Annotated in this window: 15 protein-coding genes and 1 tRNA gene; 5 read left to right on the top strand and 11 right to left on the bottom strand. The window is 72.8% G+C overall.

Features of this window, described 5'->3' with window-relative positions; all coding sequences use genetic code 11:
- Positions 1-212 precede the first annotated feature (212 nt).
- Positions 213-289 (bottom strand) — tRNA-Thr (locus ABD823_RS12355).
- A 204-nt stretch (positions 290-493) separates the two neighbouring features.
- On the opposite strand from ABD823_RS12355, the gene ABD823_RS12350 reads away from it, so the two are divergent.
- Positions 494-1,231, top strand: a complete 738-nt coding sequence (locus ABD823_RS12350; RefSeq protein ID WP_344858940.1) for a Crp/Fnr family transcriptional regulator — start codon at positions 494-496, stop codon at positions 1,229-1,231.
- A 58-nt stretch (positions 1,232-1,289) separates the two neighbouring features.
- Here the strand turns inward: ABD823_RS12350 and ABD823_RS12345 are convergent, their stop codons facing one another.
- Positions 1,290-1,808: a Pycsar system effector family protein gene (locus ABD823_RS12345; RefSeq protein WP_486352082.1), complete on the bottom strand. Its 519-nt coding sequence runs from the start codon at positions 1,806-1,808 to the stop codon at positions 1,290-1,292.
- A 201-nt stretch (positions 1,809-2,009) separates the two neighbouring features.
- Here ABD823_RS12345 and ABD823_RS12340 point away from each other — a divergent pair, with 201 nt between their 5' ends.
- Genes ABD823_RS12340 through ABD823_RS12325 form a run of 4 tightly spaced genes read left to right on the top strand, consistent with a single transcriptional unit; the run spans position 2,010 to position 7,246 of the window.
- Entirely contained in the window at positions 2,010-2,744 is a 735-nt protein-coding gene (locus tag ABD823_RS12340; RefSeq protein WP_344858937.1) for a hypothetical protein, read from the top strand.
- The gene (locus ABD823_RS12335; RefSeq protein WP_344858935.1) at positions 2,741-4,858 is read left to right on the top strand and encodes a hypothetical protein; all 2,118 of its coding nucleotides are present in this window, start codon (positions 2,741-2,743) and stop codon (positions 4,856-4,858) included. The genes ABD823_RS12340 and ABD823_RS12335 overlap by 4 nt, the downstream gene beginning before the upstream one ends.
- 16 nt (positions 4,859-4,874) lie before the next feature.
- Positions 4,875-5,864: a hypothetical protein gene (locus tag ABD823_RS12330; RefSeq protein ID WP_344858934.1), complete on the top strand. Its 990-nt coding sequence runs from the start codon at positions 4,875-4,877 to the stop codon at positions 5,862-5,864.
- Positions 5,861-7,246 carry a DUF4407 domain-containing protein gene (locus ABD823_RS12325; RefSeq protein WP_344858932.1) on the top strand — a complete coding sequence of 462 codons (1,386 nt, stop codon included), beginning with the start codon at positions 5,861-5,863 and terminating at the stop codon, positions 7,244-7,246. The genes ABD823_RS12330 and ABD823_RS12325 overlap by 4 nt, the downstream gene beginning before the upstream one ends.
- Positions 7,247-7,328: 82 nt before the next feature.
- Here ABD823_RS12325 and ABD823_RS12320 read toward each other — a convergent pair whose 3' ends face one another.
- From ABD823_RS12320 to ABD823_RS12280, 9 genes are all read right to left on the bottom strand, one after another.
- Positions 7,329-8,117, bottom strand: coding sequence for a metallophosphoesterase family protein (locus ABD823_RS12320; RefSeq protein ID WP_344858930.1), 789 nt, complete (start codon positions 8,115-8,117; stop codon positions 7,329-7,331).
- 112 nt (positions 8,118-8,229) lie between these two features.
- The gene (locus tag ABD823_RS12315; protein ID WP_344858945.1) at positions 8,230-9,060 is read right to left on the bottom strand and encodes a PSP1 domain-containing protein; all 831 of its coding nucleotides are present in this window, start codon (positions 9,058-9,060) and stop codon (positions 8,230-8,232) included.
- Between the two features lie 171 nt (positions 9,061-9,231).
- On the bottom strand, positions 9,232-9,909 hold the full coding sequence (locus ABD823_RS12310; protein ID WP_344858928.1) for a permease-like cell division protein FtsX: 678 nt from the start codon (positions 9,907-9,909) through the stop codon (positions 9,232-9,234).
- The gene (locus ABD823_RS12305) at positions 9,906-10,379 is read right to left on the bottom strand and encodes a SigE family RNA polymerase sigma factor (protein ID WP_344858927.1); all 474 of its coding nucleotides are present in this window, start codon (positions 10,377-10,379) and stop codon (positions 9,906-9,908) included. The genes ABD823_RS12310 and ABD823_RS12305 overlap by 4 nt, the downstream gene beginning before the upstream one ends.
- Positions 10,380-10,620: 241 nt before the next feature.
- Positions 10,621-11,775: a glycosyltransferase family 4 protein gene (locus tag ABD823_RS12300; RefSeq protein WP_344858925.1), complete on the bottom strand. Its 1,155-nt coding sequence runs from the start codon at positions 11,773-11,775 to the stop codon at positions 10,621-10,623.
- Positions 11,772-12,458, bottom strand: a complete 687-nt coding sequence (locus ABD823_RS12295; RefSeq protein ID WP_344858923.1) for a hypothetical protein — start codon at positions 12,456-12,458, stop codon at positions 11,772-11,774. Before ABD823_RS12295 ends, ABD823_RS12300 begins: the two co-directional genes overlap by 4 nt.
- 496 nt (positions 12,459-12,954) lie before the next feature.
- On the bottom strand, positions 12,955-14,136 hold the full coding sequence (locus tag ABD823_RS12290; protein WP_344858921.1) for a DNA polymerase III subunit delta': 1,182 nt from the start codon (positions 14,134-14,136) through the stop codon (positions 12,955-12,957).
- 31 nt (positions 14,137-14,167) lie between these two features.
- The gene (gene tmk / locus ABD823_RS12285; RefSeq protein ID WP_344858919.1) at positions 14,168-16,231 is read right to left on the bottom strand and encodes a dTMP kinase; all 2,064 of its coding nucleotides are present in this window, start codon (positions 16,229-16,231) and stop codon (positions 14,168-14,170) included.
- A 153-nt stretch (positions 16,232-16,384) separates the two neighbouring features.
- Positions 16,385-17,737, bottom strand: coding sequence for a metallophosphoesterase (locus ABD823_RS12280; protein WP_344858917.1), 1,353 nt, complete (start codon positions 17,735-17,737; stop codon positions 16,385-16,387).
- Between the last annotated feature and the right edge of the window lie 122 nt (positions 17,738-17,859).

Here is a 17,859-nt window from a genome sequence, read left to right as displayed (position 1 = left end):
CATGGCCGATCATCTAACCGCACCGGCCGTGATCATTTATCAGACACGGCCTAGCTGCCATCAACATCCTCCGCAGCCAGACCGCTGATTGAAGGACTGAAGACAGGCGAGCGTCGAAAGTCTCGGACCTGCACCGCGGCACTGCCAACGAGCAGCGTTAGCAAAGGTGTTAGCAATAGGCCCCCACCGGTGACCGGTGGGGGCCTCTGACCTGGAGCCGCCTAAGGGAATCGAACCCTTGACCCCTTCATTACGAGTGAAGTGCTCTGGCCGACTGAGCTAAGGCGGCGTGCCACGTGTGCGCCACATGGCTTACGGCAGTCTACATGGTTCCGGGGGTTCTCCGCTCCTCCCGATCGCGCGGACCCGGCGACCGGCCGCGGGGACCCGCCGCCCGGTACGGGGAATCCCGGATCGGCGTTCCCCTCCGGCTCCCCGGCTGCGGAGATTACGATCGGCGGACGGTGCCCGTACCGCCGAGCGAGGAGGTCTCGTGTCCGGCAGAGCGACTCATCCCAGGGGCGGCTCGGCCTGGCCGGCGGGGACCCTGGTGTCCGCACTCGACGAGACCGCGCGCGCGGAGCTGTTCGCACTCGGCCATGCGCAGCCGTACCGGCCCGGAGCCGTCTTGATCCAGCAGGGCGACCCCCGGCGCGACCACGTCCTGCTGCTCCGTTCCGCCCGGCCGGGCACGCCCGCCTGCGCCAAGGTCACGGCGGCCCTCGGCAACGGCGCCGAGGCGCTGCTCGGGGTGCGGGTGAGCGGCGATCTCGTGGGCGAGATGGCCGTGCTCCGCGGGACGGACCGGTCCGCGACGGTCACCGCGTGCACGCCGACGCTGGCCTTCCGGATCGCCGCGGCCGACTTCACCGCCTATCTCGACAGGCACCCCCGGCTGTGGTCCGCACTGGCGGCCATGATCGCGGATCGGCTGGACTGGGCGAACCGGCGCAGGCTCGACTTCGCCGCCTTCCCCGTCCCGGTACGGCTGGCGCGGGTGCTCGACGAGCTGGCGACCCGCCACGGGCTCCCCGTCGAGGAGGGGACGGACATCGGCGTCAGGCTGTCGCAACCGGAGCTGGGACGGCTGATCGGGGCCAAGGAGGCGGCGGTGAACAACGCGGTCCGGCTGCTCAAGAAGAACGGGCTGCTGCTGATCCGGTGGAAGCGGCTGGTCGTCACCGATCCGGAAGGGCTGCGCGCCTTCGGCTCCGAGATGTGGTCACCGTGACCGCCCCGCCGGGGACGGCCGGGGACCGGGCGGCCACGGGGCCGCCCGGTCCCGGTGCTCACCGCCAGGCCGCGACGAGCACCGTCCACAGGATCGCGGAGAGCAGCATCAGGCCCGCCCATGGCACGGCCCGGAAGACGTACCGGTACTTGCGTGCGGCGATCTGCGCGAGGAGCCGCGCCATCGCGTGCGCCTCCAGGACCCTCTCGGGCAGGTCGTCGGCCGCAACGGCCCGCTGCGGATGCCCGGCGCCGGTGATGCCGTACCGGCTCCGGACGGACGGCGGCCGCAGGACCGGCCTGACGGTCTGCAGCAGGTGGTAACCGGAGACCAGGAACCCCAGCAGGAACAGGCCCAGCAGGCCGTACCCGATGGCGGCGCCCGCTCCCGCGAGCCTGCCGCCCGCCGCGGACTGCGTGGCGACGATCGCCGCGGCCCCGGCGTGCAGGACGACGAGGACGCTCACCTTCCCGTCGGCGTGCTGAACGTAGTTCTGAAATGCTGCCGCCCTTGCCAGCGCGTCACTTAGGTCCCGATCTGTTGACTTATGCGCCTTTCGCCTGATCCAATGCCCCACTTCGCCACCCTTCTCTCGTCGTCAATCCCAGAGAAGGGCAGAGGAAATGCCCCTAAGTATGGATTAATACGTCTTGCGGATCATCATCATGCTTGATGGTGCTACATCCCCTATCAGTAGGGGATCCCCTCCGACAGTCCTGCCCCATACTCGGGGGCCATACGGACGCGGGCGGCATCGACGGAGAACCAGGGGTGATTCATGGCGAATGGTGATTTCGGGCGTGCGCTCGTCATGTCGAGCGATCTCAAGGGGTACGGGGGAGGCAACGACAAGCGGCACGAGGCCATGCAGCGCGGCTTCGTCGAGGTCCACCGGGGCGCGGCGGCCCGGGCGGGACTCGACCGCACGGCATGGGCGATCCAGGCGGCGGGCGACGGAGAGCTCGCCGTCCTGCCCTCGAACGATCCCGACCCCGTCGTGGTCGACGGATACGTGCGCGCCCTCCACCAGGAGCTCACCGAGCGCAACCGCGGGCTGCCCCCGCGGGAGCGGCTCCGCCTCAGGGTAGCGTTCGCCTTCGGCACCGCCTACCCGTGCGTCAACGGCTACGCCGGCCAGGCGGTCGTCGAAGCGAGCCGGCTGGTCGACTGGGGGCCGCTCAAGCGGCTGCTCGACCGCGCGGAAGAGGCGAGCATCGCCCTGATCCTCTCCGGCAGGGTCTTCGAGGACGTGATACGGCAGGGGCACACCTCCTATGCGGAGGAGGACTTCCACCGCGTCGCGGTCCGCGTGAAGGAGTTCTCCGGCCCCGCGTGGATCTGGGTGCCGGAACTCACCTCCGAGGAGCTCCGGGACCTCCTGGCCACCGCGGAAGAGGAGGCGGACGAGAAAGCACGGGCCGCCACGATCGGACATCAAACGGCAGAGGTCATCAACAACGTGAACGGCCCGGTAAAGGCCCAGGAAATCTCCTTCGGGATCGTCCGGAAATGACCGCCGAGGAACCTCTGCAGAAGGGTGAGCGTCCGGCCGGGAACCCGGCCGGACCCACGCCCGAGTCCGGCGCCGATCCCGAACAGGGGCAGGACGGGGAACAGCCGTCCCCCTCGATGGATGGGCCCGCGCCGGAGAACACGCAGGGCGACCTGGACGAGAGCGCCCTCGGCCAGACCGCCACCGTGATCAACAACTTCTACGCCGAGGTCCGGGCGCAGGAGGCCACCTTCGGCATGGCGGGCGGCGCGTCCAGGTCCATCTCCGGCCGGCTGGAGCGCAAGGACGTCGAGCGCGCGCTCCGGCGCTTCGTCGAGCCCGCCGCCTTCGCCGAGGCGCTGGCGACGCTGCGCGAGCGCCACCTGGTCGTCCTCTCCGGCGCCGAGGACATCGGCAAGTGGACGAGCGGGGTCGCCCTCCTCGACGCCGTCAGGGCCCCGGTGGGCAGAATCGTCGTGCTCCCGCCCAACCGCAAGGCCGACGACCTGATCTCCTCCGTCTCCGCCAAGCGGAACCGCGCCTACCTGATCCACGACTGGATGGAGAGCGGCATCGAGGCGAGCACGCGGCGCTTCACGCTTGAGGCGCTGAGCGCCGAGCTCGTGAAGGCGGACTCCCACCTGGTGATCACCGTCAGCCGTACGGAGGGCCGCCACGGCCTCTCCCCGCTCGAGATCCCGTGGAGCGCTCCGGAACCGCTGAAGCTGCTCGACGCCCATCTCGGCCGGGCCCGTCCCGCCGCCGAACTCGCCGAGGTCCGGGAGCACGTCACCGAGCTGCGCACGCCCCGGCGGATCGTCGAGCTGTCCGAGCAGCTCCGCGGCGGGACCCGCCCGGCCGGGGAGATCCTGGCCGACCTGGCCGGCGACACCGTCTCCCGGTGGTTCGACAGCTCCCCGAAACGCTCAGAGGTGCTGGCCGTAGCGGCGCTCGCCTTCGCCTACGGCATGCCGGAGCGCGTCTTCGAGCGCCTCGTGGTGGAGCTGGAGGCCGTCGCCGACGAGATCGAGCGGCAGGGGGCCGAACCCGAGCGACGCCCGATCGGGGACGAGCTCCCCCAGACCCGGATGCTGTGGGACAGCAGGCACCCGCTGATCGGGACGTCGGCCGAGCCGGGCGAGCGCCGGGTGGTCTTCTGCGGCGTCCGCCACCGCGAGCACGTCATCAGGGAGCTGCACCGCCGTTACGACTACCGGCTGTGGGAACCGCTGCGCGCGTGGGTCCGGGGACTGGCCGAGGACCGGCCGGAGATCCAGGTCCAGGCCTCGGCGGGCCTGGCGTTGCTCGCCCGGATCAACCCGGAGGAAGTCCGCGAGTCGTTCCTGGAGCCGTGGGCCGGCGGAACGGTGCGGGAGCGGCTCGCCGCCGCCAACGCCCTCTCGCTGATGTGCGCCGACGACGCCACCGCCACCCTGGCCCTCACCGTCACCCTGAGCTGGGTGGACGACGCCGGCCAGACGCAGGCCATGACGGCGGCGCTCGCCCTCGCGGGTGCCCTGTCCATCCGCTACCCCCAGCAGGCCGTGAGCTGGCTGTGGTTCCTGTCCTCGCGCGGGGTACGGGTGAGCACGGTCGCGCAGCGCGCCCTCGTCCTGCTGTTCCAGGGGGCGGCGGAGCGGGACGGCGACGCGCTGGCGGAGCTGCAGCTGCTCGCCCGGCACGTCGACTGCGACCTCACCGAGGGCGTGGAGCCGCGCCTGGCACGGCGGGTGATCGCCACGGTGCTCGGCGTGCTGGACGCCGACCGGCTGGACGCCGACCGGCCGGACGGCGACCGGCCGCTCATGTCCTCGCTCCTCCTCGCCCGGCCGGAGAGCGCCGAGCCGATCGGCGTGCTGTGGGCCTGGGCCCTGCACAACGCCCACCACCGCGCCGCCGCGGTCCGGGCACTCTGCCGAGCCCTCGGCGGGCTGAGCGGTCAGGACGGCGCGGTGGCCGCCGCCGAGGCGCTGGGCCGCGCGGTCTGGTCCACGCTGCCCGACGGTGTGGCCGTACTGGTCAGGCGTTCGATCGACCAGGCCCTCACCGACCGGCGCGTACGGCCGCAGGCCCGGCCCACCAGGGAGATCGTCCTCGCCCTCCTCAATGCGGGCACCCCGCGGAACCGACCATGACCCCAAGGAGTCACCGATGCCTCCGCACACCGGATATCCGATCCTCGAAGAGCGCACTCTTCCCCCGCCCCGGCGGCGGCTGGGGCTCTTCACCCGCCGGGACCCCGGCGAGCTTCCGGATGCCCCGCCGGGAACCGTCCTCGTCTTCGCGGTGAACGGCGGCTACAAGGCCTACACCGACAGCGGCCACCTGCGGGGATCCGAGGACGCCGTCGTGGAGGCGCGCTCCGTGAGCGTCGTCTACGTCCGCAACCGGCGGGTCAGGGTCGACGTCGAGCTCCCCTCCGGCGACATGGGCTACTCCTTCCTCCTCAGAGCCACCTTCGAGTGCCGGGTGACCGACCCCGAGGCCGTGGTGGCCGCCGGGCTGGACGACGCCGCGACGGTCCTCCACCACCACCTGCGCAACGACACCGAGCTGATGGAACTCGGCAAGGGGGCGCGGGTCGAGGACGTGCACGCTCTCTCCGCGACCGTCTCCGGCAGGGTCCGGGCGTACCTGGAGTTCTACCCGGCGCGCCTCCCCGGGACGGAGGCGCGCCTCGCCGACGTCGCCGTCCTGCCACCGAACGACATCCTCCACCACGGCCAGCGGATCAAGCAGCTCGGGTGGGAGCAGGAGCGCAAGGTGCTGGAGTGGGCGATCGAGAACCGCGACGTCGCACGCATCGAGGAGATCTTCCGGCGGGGCGCCGAGGCCGCCGCGGCCCTGGCCGCCAGCCGCGGCGAACTGCAGCTGGGCGACGCCGTGTCCATCGCCCGCGAGGCCGAGGTGAACCGGGTGAAGTACCTGACGGATCTGATCGAGCGCCTGCCCGAAGGATCGCTGGACTTCCTGCCCATCGACACCCAGGTGCTCGTCAACAAGGTCATGAAGTCGGTCGCCGGGGTCGAGCCCTTCGCCGACTCCCCCACCGACGCCGACCGGCCGCGGGCCGTCGAGAACAAGCAGGCCGGGGCCGGTGACGACGGCCCGCGGATGATCGGACTGGAGGACCTCGATTGACCACGGAGGCATCCGCGCCCCGATCCCGGCGCACACCGCCCGCGACACCCCCCGCCGCCCGGCGGCTCGACCTCGGCAGGCGGCTGCGGGTCCTGGCCGGGGTCGACGAGGGCATCCTCGACCAGGTCCCGCTGGAGCGCACCCGCTACGTCGGCCTCGGCGGCGTGATCCTGGGGACGGCGGTCGTGGCCGGGATCTCGATGTGGTTCGCGTTGAGCCAGGTCCTGGGCGGCGCCCACATCGCGATGCTCGTCCCCACGGTGATCTGGGCGCTCATCGTGCTCAACCTCGACAGGTGGCTGGTCTCGACCGTCACCGGGATGTGGCAGCGCAGGCTCCTGATGCTGATCCCCCGCCTGCTCGTGGCCGTGGTGCTGGGATTCATCATCGCCGAGCCTCTGGTCCTGCGGGTCTTCGAGACGGCGATCGTCCAGCACGTCGTCGACGAGCGCCAGGAGGCGCGCAACGCCGAGCGGGACCTGCTGGTGGCGTGCAACCCCAAGACGCCGTCCACCGCGCCGCCGCCCCAGGACTGCCGGAACGCGCTGCTCCTGGCTTCCACTCCCGCGGCGGACGAGGCCCGGCTGGCACAGCTCAAGGAGGATGCCAGGAGGCTGAAGGCGCAGGTCGACGCCGGCAGCAGGCGGCACGCCGAGCTGATCGACCAGGCGACGGACGAGTGCGCGGGAAGGGACGGCGCCGGGCTGAGCGGCAGGGCGGGATGGGGTCCCCGCTGCAGGCGGCTCCAGCAGGAGGCGGACGACTACGCGGTGCGCAACCGGCTGAGCGCGAACGCCGCCGAGCTGCAGGCGTTGAACACGCAGATCTCCGAGCTGAGCGGATCGCTGGCGACCACGCGGAACGAGTACGGCAAGCGGGTGGAGGACGCCGTCGAGGCCCGGGTGGCCGCGCTGCCCGGCCCGGAGGACCCCGTCGGTCTTCTGGAGCGCATGCGCGCCCTGGACGAGGTCACCGCGGAGAACACGTACCTGTTCGGGGCGAGCTGGCTGTTCCGGCTCTTCCTGATCCTGATCGACTGCCTGCCCGTCCTCGTCAAGCTCATGGGCGGCACGAGCACCTACGACCGCATGGTCGAGCACGAGAACCGCGTCCGGGAGAGGATCCACGACAAGACGCTTCACTACAGCGCCGAGAGGCGGCTGGGCGAGCTCGAGCTCCAGGCCTACCGCGACTCCGAGGACCTGCGCAGGCGCCGCCAGCGCATCGACGTCGAGGGCAAGGCCGCCGACGCCGGGATGCGGGCCGAGGTCGAGGAGATGGTCAGGAAGCGGGCCGAGGAGCTGAGCCGGCGGGGCGATCGCACGGAACGGCGCAACGGCGCCCACGTGGGCACCGGGCTGACGAGGCCGTTCTCCGGCTGAGCCGCCGCCCACCGCGCACCGCCCCGTGGGTCTCCGTCTCCGCCGGGCCACGGGGCCGCCCGGCGGAGACGGAGCCGTCCCCTCACGCGGGGGACCGCCCGGAGGCCGGCCCGGCCAGGGAGACCTCCCGGAGCGTCCCGCCGGGGGCGAGTTCGAGCACGGCGACCGTGTCGGCCGGGGACGTGCCGTGCCGGACCTGGGAGAGGCAGACCACGTCCGTCGTGCCGACGCGCTCGCGGTACGGCACGTGCATGTGCCCGCAGGCGTGCACCTGCGGCCGGAGCGTGTCGGTCAGCATACGGATGCGACGGCATCCCACGGGGGCCCCGCCGCGGTGGCGGTAGGCCAGGCCCGCCGGCCAGTCGTGGGTGATCAGCAGGTCGATCCGCCGGCCACGCGCCGCCTCGAGGAGGTGCTCGACGTGCGGCCCGGTGAAGTAGCCGTACTCCTTCAGCCGCCCGGGGGTGACCGCCGGAGGCTCGTCGGGCTCGCTGAAGTGGCGGGAGTAGATGCCCGACAGGAACGCCACGCGGAGCCCGGCGATCTCCGCCACCCCGGAGCGCCCCAGGAAGTGGAAGCCGGGCGCCCACTCGCCGGGCCCGTGCGCGTCGAGCGCGGGCCACGGCTCGTGGTTGCCGCCGATGAAGTACAGCGGCGCGCTCATGGCCTGCAGGCCCGCGGCGAACCGGGGGAAGTCCCCGACCTTGCGGTACTTGGCCGGGCCCGCCACCCCGAGGCTCTCGGCCTCGTCGCGGTTCGGCTCGGCGTCGCCGACGCTGAAGATCACGTCGACGGGGCCGGCGTGCCGCCGGACCATCGCGTCGGCCAGGGTGAAGTCGGCGTGGATGTCCCCGATGACCGCGAATCTCATGGGCCGCATCATGGCGAGCCGCCGTCGCGCCCCACAACCGGGTTTACCCGCCCGCCCGGCGGCTCCGTCCCGGTCCGGGGACCCCCGCACCACCGGCAGGGACGGCGGCCGGTCAGCTCTCGGCGGCTCCGCCGTACGCGGCGTCGTGCTGCCTGCGCGGCGAGCAGACCGAGGCGGAGGGGCAGGCGCAGCGCCGCCCGCCGTCGTCCAGGCGGACCACGACCGAGTCCGAGGGCACGTTGCGCCCCACCACGGTCCCCGGTCCCTCGGGCGTGTCGACCTTCAGGCCGGGCCGGGGCATCCGGTTGTGCGCCTCGGCGTAGAGCGGGTGCTCGTACTTCAGGCAGCACATCAGCCGGCCGCAGGCGCCGGCGATGCGCATCGGGTTGACCGGCAGGTCCTGGTCCTTGGCCATGCGGACGGAGACCGGCTCGAAGTCCTTGAGGAAGGTCGCGCAGCACAGGTCTCGGCCGCAGGGGCCGATGCCGCCCTGGAGGCGGGCCTCGTCGCGGGGGCCGATCTGGCGCAGCTCCACCCGGGCGCGGAGGTTGCGGGCCAGGTCGCGCACGAGCGCGCGGAAGTCGACGCGGTGGGGTGCGGAGAAGTAGACCGTGTAGACGTTGGTGGAGTCGAGGTAGTCGACCCCGACGACCTTCATCGGCAGCTCGTGCCGCCTGATCAGGCGCTTGGCCACGCTCCGGACCTCGGCGCGGCGCCGCTTGTTGGCCTCGTCGCGGGCGAGGTGCTCCTCGGTGGCGATGCCCTGGCAGACCGGGAGGCCGCCGATCTCCTCACTCGTCCACTGCGGCGCCCACACGCACTCGGCCACCTCGGGACCGGCGTCGGTGGGCACGAGCACCTTGTCGCCGACCTTGGGACTGTGCCCGCCGGGATCGAGGTAGTACAGCCGACCGTAACGGGTGAAGCTCACGGCCATGATCATGCTCATGCGACTCCCGGATCCACACTCGGAGTACGGCTACCGCCCACCCTACGCGCCGTTGCCGTCCCGGTGGGATAACACACAATCCGGGACGGTCCACGGCGAACCAGATCTCGGTGGGGTGTGTCCACAGGATGTGGACACACCCCACCGAGGATCACCACCCCGGGATCAGCACTCGCGCTCCCCGAGCAGACAGGCCAGGTCGATGACGTTGGACACGCCGGGGAGTCCTCGGACGGCCTCCATCACCACCTGAGAGTCCGCATCGGTCCTGGTCTTGACGCGGAAGGACTCCGGCAGGTCCTCCATCTGGATCGCCTCCAGCAGCTTCGGATAGTCCGCGAACTCCGCTGTGAATTTCGCGTAGGCCGTACCCCTGTCCTCGAAGACGACGAGTTCCGCCTCCGGGAGCGCGTCGAGCCTCCGCCGGATCTCCTCCTTCTGCGCCGCCGTCACCTCCCTGTTCCCGCAGTGCGGGTAGTAGTCGTCCTCCGTACAGAGGAAGATCGACACGTCCGCGCGGTCGGCCCGATCCGAGGAGGCGCCGGTCATCGCCATGGCGATGACGTGCTCCTGCGACAGTTCGGGCGTGGGTGGGCCGGAGACCTGCCGTATGACGACCGTGGCCGTGAACACGGTGGCCACCACCACGGCGGCTGCGGCGGCCGTGGTGAGCAGGCCGGGAAAGCGGATCCGGTGGCGGGCGGGAGCCGTCAGCGGGCGGACTCCCACGGCGGTCCCGGCGGCGGCGGACAGCGCGTCGCGCAGACGCTCCTCGGCGACGGCGGCCGGGCCGGGGACAAGGACGGATTCCTCCCCGTGGGGGCGATCTCCGATGGCGGTCATGATTCCTCCCCAAGCTTCCGGGCGAGCGCGGCCAGGCCGCGCGCGAGGGTGGACCGGGCGGTGCTCGCGCCGATCCCCATGGTCTCGGCGATCTCCGCGTCCGACAGGTCGAGGTAGTAGCGGAGCACCAGCGCCTCCCGCTGCCGCTGTGGCAGAGTGCGCAGCGCGAGGAGCACCTCCCTGCGCTCCTCGCCGAGCAGCGCGGCGTGCTCGGCGGACCAGACCGGCGGCTCGTACGGCACGGCCCGCCGGAACGCCACCGCCCGGCGGCGCAGCACGGAACGGGCCCCGTTCAGCACCGCCGAGCGGATGTAGGTCAGCGCCTTATCCGGGTCCCGCAGGCGGCGCCGTCCGGCGTGCGTCCGGGTGAACGCCTCCTGCACGACGTCCTCGGCTGTGGCCTGGTCGCCCACCATCAGCAGCGCCAGCCGTACGAGCCCGAGGTGGTGCTCGGCGAACAGCCCTGCCACGTCGACGCGCTCCCCGGCCGAGAACTCTCCGGGGGAGAGCAGCTCTGTCTCAGGTTCCGGGGACGTCCCCGGCAATGACACGATCACGTCACAGAGACGCCGTACCGGCCTGTCCGCTGCTCCGTCCACGGGAATTCCATCCTGCCCGCAGGGGACTCCGGAACGCTCCGCACCCCGCGCCGGAGAGTTCCGGCCCCGTACGGTCCCGCCCGCCCGCGCCTGTCACGCGGGTCCCGCCCGCTCAGCCCGCGAGCGCGGTGAAGGTCTCCTCCCAGCGATCGGCGATCATGGAGATGTCGTAGCCGCGGGCCGTGTCCACCGCGTTGGCGGCCATCCTGCGGCGGCCCTCCTCGTCGTCGATCATCCTCAGCAGCCCCGCCGCGAGGGCGTCGACGTCGTCGGGAGGGACGAGCAACCCGTCGTGGCCCGGCGTGATGATCTCCCGCGGTCCCCGGGGGCAGTCGAAGCTGACCACCGGCACCCCGCACGCGAACGCCTCGATGATGGTCATGCCGAAGCCCTCGAACCGGGAGCTGACCGCGTGGATCGAGGCCTTGGCCAGTTCGCCCTCGATGTCGCCCGTCGGCCCCATGAAGGTGACGTTGTTGTGCAGGCGCAGCTTCACGGCCAGCCGGACCAGCCGGTCGCCGACCCGGCCCTCACCGTAGATGCGCAGCTTCCAGTCCGGCCGGGCCTCGACCACCTGGGCGAACGCCTTCAGCAGCCGGTCGTAGCCCTTGACGGGCACCAGCCGCCCGGCGGCCAGCACGATCCGGTTCTCCTGGCGGGAGCGCGGGCGCGGCCCGGCCGCCAGCCCGTTGCCGATGGTGAACACCCCGGTCCGGGCACGGCCGAGCATGGCCCGGTAGTCCCGCTCGTCGGCCTCGGTCAGGGTGACGACGGCGTCCAGTTCCGGGTACCAGCGCCGGATCTCCTCGAAGATCCCGGGCTTGTGCGCCTCGAAGTGCAGGTGCTCCTGGGCGATCCTGACGACCCGGCGGCGGGCGAACCGGGCGGCCATGATGTTGAGCCCGGCCCGCGTGGTCACCAGTACGTCGGTGCGGAGCCGGCGCAGCTCCCGCCGGAGCACCTCGTCGCTCCAGGCGGTGAAGGAGGTGTAGGCGCGCTCCTCCGGATGGATCAGCGCGCTGGGCTCCCGGCTGAGCCGCTCCGCCCTGCCGGTGTACGGCCAGCGCACCCGGGCCCCCTCGCGCAGGTCCACCAGCGCGCGGAGCCGGACCCGCGGCCCCAGCGGGAGGAAGGGCTCGTCCGCGTGGCGGAAGACGCTGATCACCTCGACGTCGTGCCGGGCGGAGAGCTCGGTGGCCAGATCGAGGGTGGCACGGACCGTTCCGCCCATGCCGTAGGCGTTGAGGATCAAAAAGGAGATCTTCACTCGCTCTCCTCCTCGACCGTGCAGGCGACGGCCAGGGCGTCGGTGTCGGTGAAGTAGGGCCGCACCCGCACCCGCTCCACGTACTGCGCGGGGAAGCGCACCTTGGTCTTCTTGCCCGTGACGTCGTCGAGGCGGGCGGCCAGTGCCAGCCGTACCTCCCCGATCTGGGCGAACAGGTCCCAGAAGACCCGCCGCCGCGTCTGCCCGGCGGCCATCGGCTCGATCGCGACGGTCCCGGTGAAGCGCCGTCCGGACAGCACGGCCCGCCCGTCCGTCTCCGGCCCCTTGCGCGCCGCGGCCACCAGCCGGGCCGGGCCCCCGGGCGGCTCCCCGTAGGCGACCACGCCCTGCACCGTGATCACGCCGTCCCCCGGATCGACCCGGGTCACCTCGACGTACGGCTCGACCTCGCGCACCATCAGGGCGAGGGTCCCCCTCGCGGTCCGGAACGCCCGGATCTCCCTGTCGCGCGGCCGGGCGGCGTAGGCGGCCATCCCGTCCAGCGAGAAGCCGGGATCGTCGGTGGCGACCGGCTCGCCGTGCTTCCAGACCGTCCACATGCCCGCGGCCAGCCCGGTCAGGTCGGTGCCCGCGCGTTCCCGCCCGGTCTCCACGTGCCGCAGGACGATCTCCCCGTCGTCCGGCTCCGGCCACTCGATCCTCAGCGTGTCCTCGTCGTCCACCCTGCTCGTGACAGCCCGCCTGCTTCCCCGCGGGGTCACCTCACGGCGTATTCCCATGCTGACCAACGGCCCCCTGGTCCTCTCCGCTCATCCCCGAAAGAGCAGGACACGCTCAACGATTTATAACGAATATGTCGAGTTTCGCTGGGATTCTAACGATCTCTTCCTGATCTTTGAGGGGAGTTAACCCAGATCGGTTCCCCATAACGCGAAAACACGGAAATGGACCTTCCTGTCACGGACGGTCTATTTCTCTCCCCCTACCAGGGGATATCCACCGCCAAGCGGCTGCCGGCCGGCACCGCCACGGGCGGCGGAGACGGGAAAGGGCCGCCCGGAACCGCGGATCCGCACCGCACGGCACCGCGGATCCGCACCGCACGGCGTCACAGAAGCGCCGCGCAGGACCGCAGAAGCGAGCCTCGCGAAATCACAGACGCGGACCGCACAAGCACAGGCTCAGGCACACGGCGTCACAGACGCGGGCCGCGCACGGTCACAGGCGCGGATTCCGCAGGGACAGCGTCATCGCCTCGACGGCCATCTGCGGGTTGACGTTGGCCGCCAGCCGCCGCCGGCACAGCATGATCGCGTCGATCCTGCGCAGGGTGTCCTCCGGCGTGGAGGCGCGGGCCAGCGCGTCCAGGTCGGCCCGGCGGTCGTCGTTCGCCAGCTCCACCGGCGCGCCGAACTGCACGGCCAGCACGTCGCGGTAGAACGCCGCCAGGTCCAGCAGCGCCGCGTCGATGACGTCGCGCTTGGTCCGGGTGGCCCGGGACTTCTGCCGGTCCTCCAGGTCCTTGAGCGCCCCGGCCCCGCCCCGCACCAGCCCCTTGTTCAGGCCCTTGCCGGTGGAGCCCTCGCCGTAGACCTTGCGCAGCTCGGCGGTCTCCGCCTCGTTCAGCACCGCGGTGACCGCGGCGGCCTCCTCCTCGGCGGTCTTCACCAGCCGCTCGGCGGCCGCCACGCACTCGCCCACCCCGGTCAGCGACGCCGGGATGGACAGCACGTCCTCGCGCCGCCTGCGGGCCTCGGCGTCCAGGGCGAGCCTGCGGGCCCGGTCGAGGTGCCCCTGCGCGGCCCGCGCGGCGAAGCCCGCCGTCTCCGGCGGCACGTTCTCCCGGGTGGCCAGCACGTGGGCGACGGCGGCCGGGGGCGGGGTGACGAGCGGGACCACCCGGCACCGGGACCTGATGGTGATCATCATGTCGTCGGGGGAGGGCGCGCAGAGCAGCCAGACCGTCCGCGGCGGCGGCTCCTCGATCGCCTTCAGCAGGGCGTTGGAGGCGCCCTCGGTGGCCCGGTCGGCGTCCTCGAACAGCACCACGCGCCAACCGCCCAGCGTGGGGGCGCCGGCCGCGCGGAGGATGAGCTGCCGGGTGTCCTTGACGCCGTACGACAGGCCCTGCGGGCGGACGGTCTCCAGGTCCGGGTGGGAGCCGATCGCCACCTGGTGGCACACGTCGCAGTGGCCGCATCCCTGGTCGGGGCAGAACAGCGCCGCGGCGAAGGCCCGCGCCGCCGCCTCCCGGCCCGACCCGGGCGGCCCGGTGAACAGCCAGGCGTGGGTCATCCCCGACCCGCGGCCCCCGGCCAGGAGCTCGGCCCCGGCCGCGGCGGCCCGGCGGAGCGTCTCCACCGCCCGGTCCTGCCCCACAAGGTCATCGAAGACTCCCACGCCGTCAAACCTACCGCCGGCGCCGCACGGCTCAGTCGCGGATGGCCGGCATGGTGCCGGTGACGTCCTCGGCCTCCCGGGGCACCGGGTCCGGCAGCACGTCGCGCACCCGGTCCTGGATGAGCCGGGAGATCTCCTCCTGCGTCAGCGTCCCGTCGACGACCAGGTAGCGGCCGGGATCCGCGGCGGCCAGCGCGCGGAACTCGCGGCGCACCCGCTCGTGGAAGTCCAGCGGCTCGGACTCGATCCGGTCGGCCGCCCCGCCCAGCCGGGTGAGGCCGAGCTCCGGCGGGGTGTCGATGAGCACCGTCAGGTCGGGCACGAGGCCGCCGGTGGCCCACGTGTTGAGCTCCGCCACCTCCCCGCGGTCCAGTGCCCGGCCCGCCCCCTGGTAGGCCAGCGAGGAGTCCACGTAGCGGTCGGAGACCACCATCGCGCCCCGGTGGAGCGCCGGCCGGATGACCTTCTCCACGTGCTCGGCCCGGTCGGCCGCGTACATCAGCGCCTCCGCGCGGGGGGACAGCCCCTGGTGCACGGCGTCCAGCAGGATCGCCCGCAGCCGCATGCCGATCTTGGTCGAGCCCGGCTCCCGCGTCTGCACCACGTCGAAGCCCTGGTCGCGCAGCCAGATGGCGAGCAGCCGCGACTGGGTGGTCTTGCCCGATCCCTCGCCGCCCTCGAACGCGATGAACATGCCGCGCGGCTCCTCGGCGCCCTCCGGCCCGGGCCGCTCCCCGCGCACCGCCGCGACCAGGTCGGCGAGGACCGGCACGCCCCTGCGGTCGTCCATCTGCCGGAAGGAGACCAGGCCGACCCCGGCCGCGAGCAGCCCGCCCGCCAGCAGCACCAGGTTGGAGCCGTCGAACCGGTAGACCGGCTCGCCGCCCACCACGACCTCGTGCGCGCCGTACAGGCCGGCCAGGGCAGGCGCGACCGCGACGACCAGCAGCAGCGTGACCCGGGCCAGCGACTGCAGGAAGGAGAACGTACGGCCCCGCAGGTGGTCCTCCACCTCCAGCCCGATCATCGTGTAGCCGATGATCCAGGCGATGCCCGCGCACGCGCCCAGCAGCACGGTCAGCATGACCACGATGGCCAGGTTGTGGACGAGCGCGGCCGCGGCGAGCACCAGACCGGCCACCACGATCGAGAGCCCGAACAGCCGCCGCCGCGAGAGCCCCCGCAGCAGCCGGGGCCCGAAGAACATGCCGGCCGCCATGCCGGCGAAGACCGCCCCGAAGACCACACCGTAGGCCGCGTCGCCGCCGCCCAGCGTCGTCACGTAGACCTTGGCCACGCCGACCACCGCGCCTCCCGCGGCGAACGCGCCGAGCATGCCGGTGATCAGCCCCCGGACCAGCCGGTCGCCGCCGGCGAACCGCCAGCCCTCGGTGATCTGCCGCAGCACCGACGGCGCGGCGACCGCCCCGGTGCGGCCGCGCGGGATGTCCCGGAGCGTGAAGACGAGGGCCGCCGAGGCGAGGTACGCCAGCGCGTTGACGGTCAGCGCGAGATAGGTGTCGCGCTCGGCTAGGTACGGGACGAGGCCCGCCAGGGCGTCCCCGGCGACCGACAGCACCGCGAACAGCAGCGCCGCGACCGGGGCGGTGCCGTACGTGACCAGCAGGTTGAGCTGGTTGGCCTCCTCCAGGCGCTCCTTGGGCACCAGGTTGGGCACCGTGGCGTCCTTGGCCGGGACCCAGAAGAGGTTGACGCACTCGACCAGGAACGTGGCGATGATCAGCCACCGGTAGTCGGCGTCCGTCAGCGGGATCGAGATCACCAGGGCGAAGCGCGCCAGGTCGGCGGCGACCATCGTCAGCCGGCGGTCGAACCGGTCGGCGAACGCGCCCGCGAGCGGCCCCAGCAGGATGGCCGGGAGCATCTTCACCACGAAGACGCCGCCGATGGCCAGGCTCTGCGTCTGGTAGCCCGACTCCGCGGTGAGGTTGCCCGCCAGCGCGGTGAGCGCCAGGAGGTTCAGCCAGTCACCGAGGCTGCAGACCGACATGGCGGTCCACAGCCTGCGGAAGGGGGCGCTCGCCAGCACGTGGGGGGGCTTGCGGCGTGCGGTGCTCCGGCCAGGGGAGGTCATGACGTCAGGGTATCCGTGTGCTCGTCGGGCGGGGGAAACATGAGCCGGACGGATATACCGGCCGACTCCTCGCATGAGGGAGGGTAGTACGCCCATCCCGCACGCCACAGGCGGCACGTCCGTCACCCGCCTGCGACGGACCGCCCCGGCCCCTCAGGCGCGCAGCTCGAGCAGGGTGATCTCCGGAGGGGCGCCGACCCGGACCGGCGGGCCCCAGAACCCGGCCCCGCGGGTGACGTAGACCTGCGTGCCGCCGACCTCGCCGAGACCCGCGACGACCGGCTGCTGCAGCGGCACGGCGAGGTTGAACGGGACCATCTGGCCGCCGTGGGTGTGCCCGGACAGCTGCAGGTCCACGCCGTACTCGGCGGCCCGGGCCGCCTGGACCGGCTGGTGGGCCAGGAGGACCACCGGCCGGGAGCGGTCCCGTCCGCCGAGCGCCCGCTCGAAGTCCGGCCCCCCTCCGGATCCGGCGGTGTCCGGGGTCCCCACGGGCCCGGAGCCGGGCCCGCCGGCCGCCCCGGCCAGGTCGTCGACCCCGGCGAGGTCGAGCACCGCCCCGGCGTGGGCGATCTCGACCCGCTCGTTCCGCAGCGAGCGCACGCCCAGCTCGTGCAGCTCCTCCAGCCACTCGCCGGGGCCGTTGGCGGTGTAGTACTCGTGGTTGCCGGTGACGAAGTAGGCGCCGTGGCGGGACTCCAGGTCCGCCAGCGGGCGGGCGAGCCGGCCCAGCTCGGCCACCGTGCCGTCCACCAGGTCGCCGACGATCGCGACCACGTCGGCCTCGAGCGAATTGATCATCCGGACGATGCGCTGCGAGTGCCCGATCCCGGTGAGCGGGCCGAGGTGGATGTCGCTGACCACCGCGAACCGGAGCCCGGACAGGCGCGGGTCCAGCCGGGGCAGCGTCACCTTGACCGACTCGATCACGGGGTCGCCCAGCGCGGTCCGCACGCCGTACCCGACCGTGGCCAGCGCGCCCGCACCCGCGACGGCGGCGGCCGTCCGGGCGATGAAGAGCCTGCGGCCGATCGCCTCGCCGGCCCCGTCCGGCCCGGCGGCCGCGGTCCGCGTGCCCGCCCGGGCCGGGACCGGCTCACCGGCCGCGCCCCCGTCCGCCACCGGTCCGCCCGGTGCGCCGCCGTCCGCCGCCGGTCCGCCCGGTGTCCCGCCGTCCGCCGCAGGGTCGTCACCGGCCGTACGGCGCCCGCGCTCCCGGCGGCCCAGCACGGCCAGGGCCAGCGCCCGGGGGACCTCCAGGACCACCAGGAAGACCACCAGGTAGAACATCACCGCGAGCCAGAAGAACCCCGGCCAGGCCAGGAAGTGGCCCCACTCGCTCCGGGAGCCGATCATCGCCACCGGGACGAGCGCGCCCAGGCCCGCCAGCGCCCAGGTCAGCGCCCGGCGGGTGCGTCCGGGGAGCGTGGTCGCCCGCACCAGACGGTGCCAGAGGTAGCAGTGGACCGCCGCCACCACCCCGAAGACCAACGCCACGAACCCCATGACAACCTCTCGTCCCTCCCAGGTCCGCCCGCCGCGCCCGGTGTCCGGGCAGGAGGACGGAGCGCCGGACGCACCCGGCGCGCTCTGGCAGAACGCCCGTGGCGGCCGGTGCGTTCCCGCAG

The sequence above is a fragment of the Planomonospora alba genome (assembly GCF_039534085.1).
Taxonomy (GTDB): Bacteria; Actinomycetota; Actinomycetes; order Streptosporangiales; family Streptosporangiaceae; genus Planomonospora_B; species Planomonospora_B alba.
Note: the sequence above shows the minus strand (reverse complement) of the source record. Positions and strands in the feature narration are given on the sequence as shown.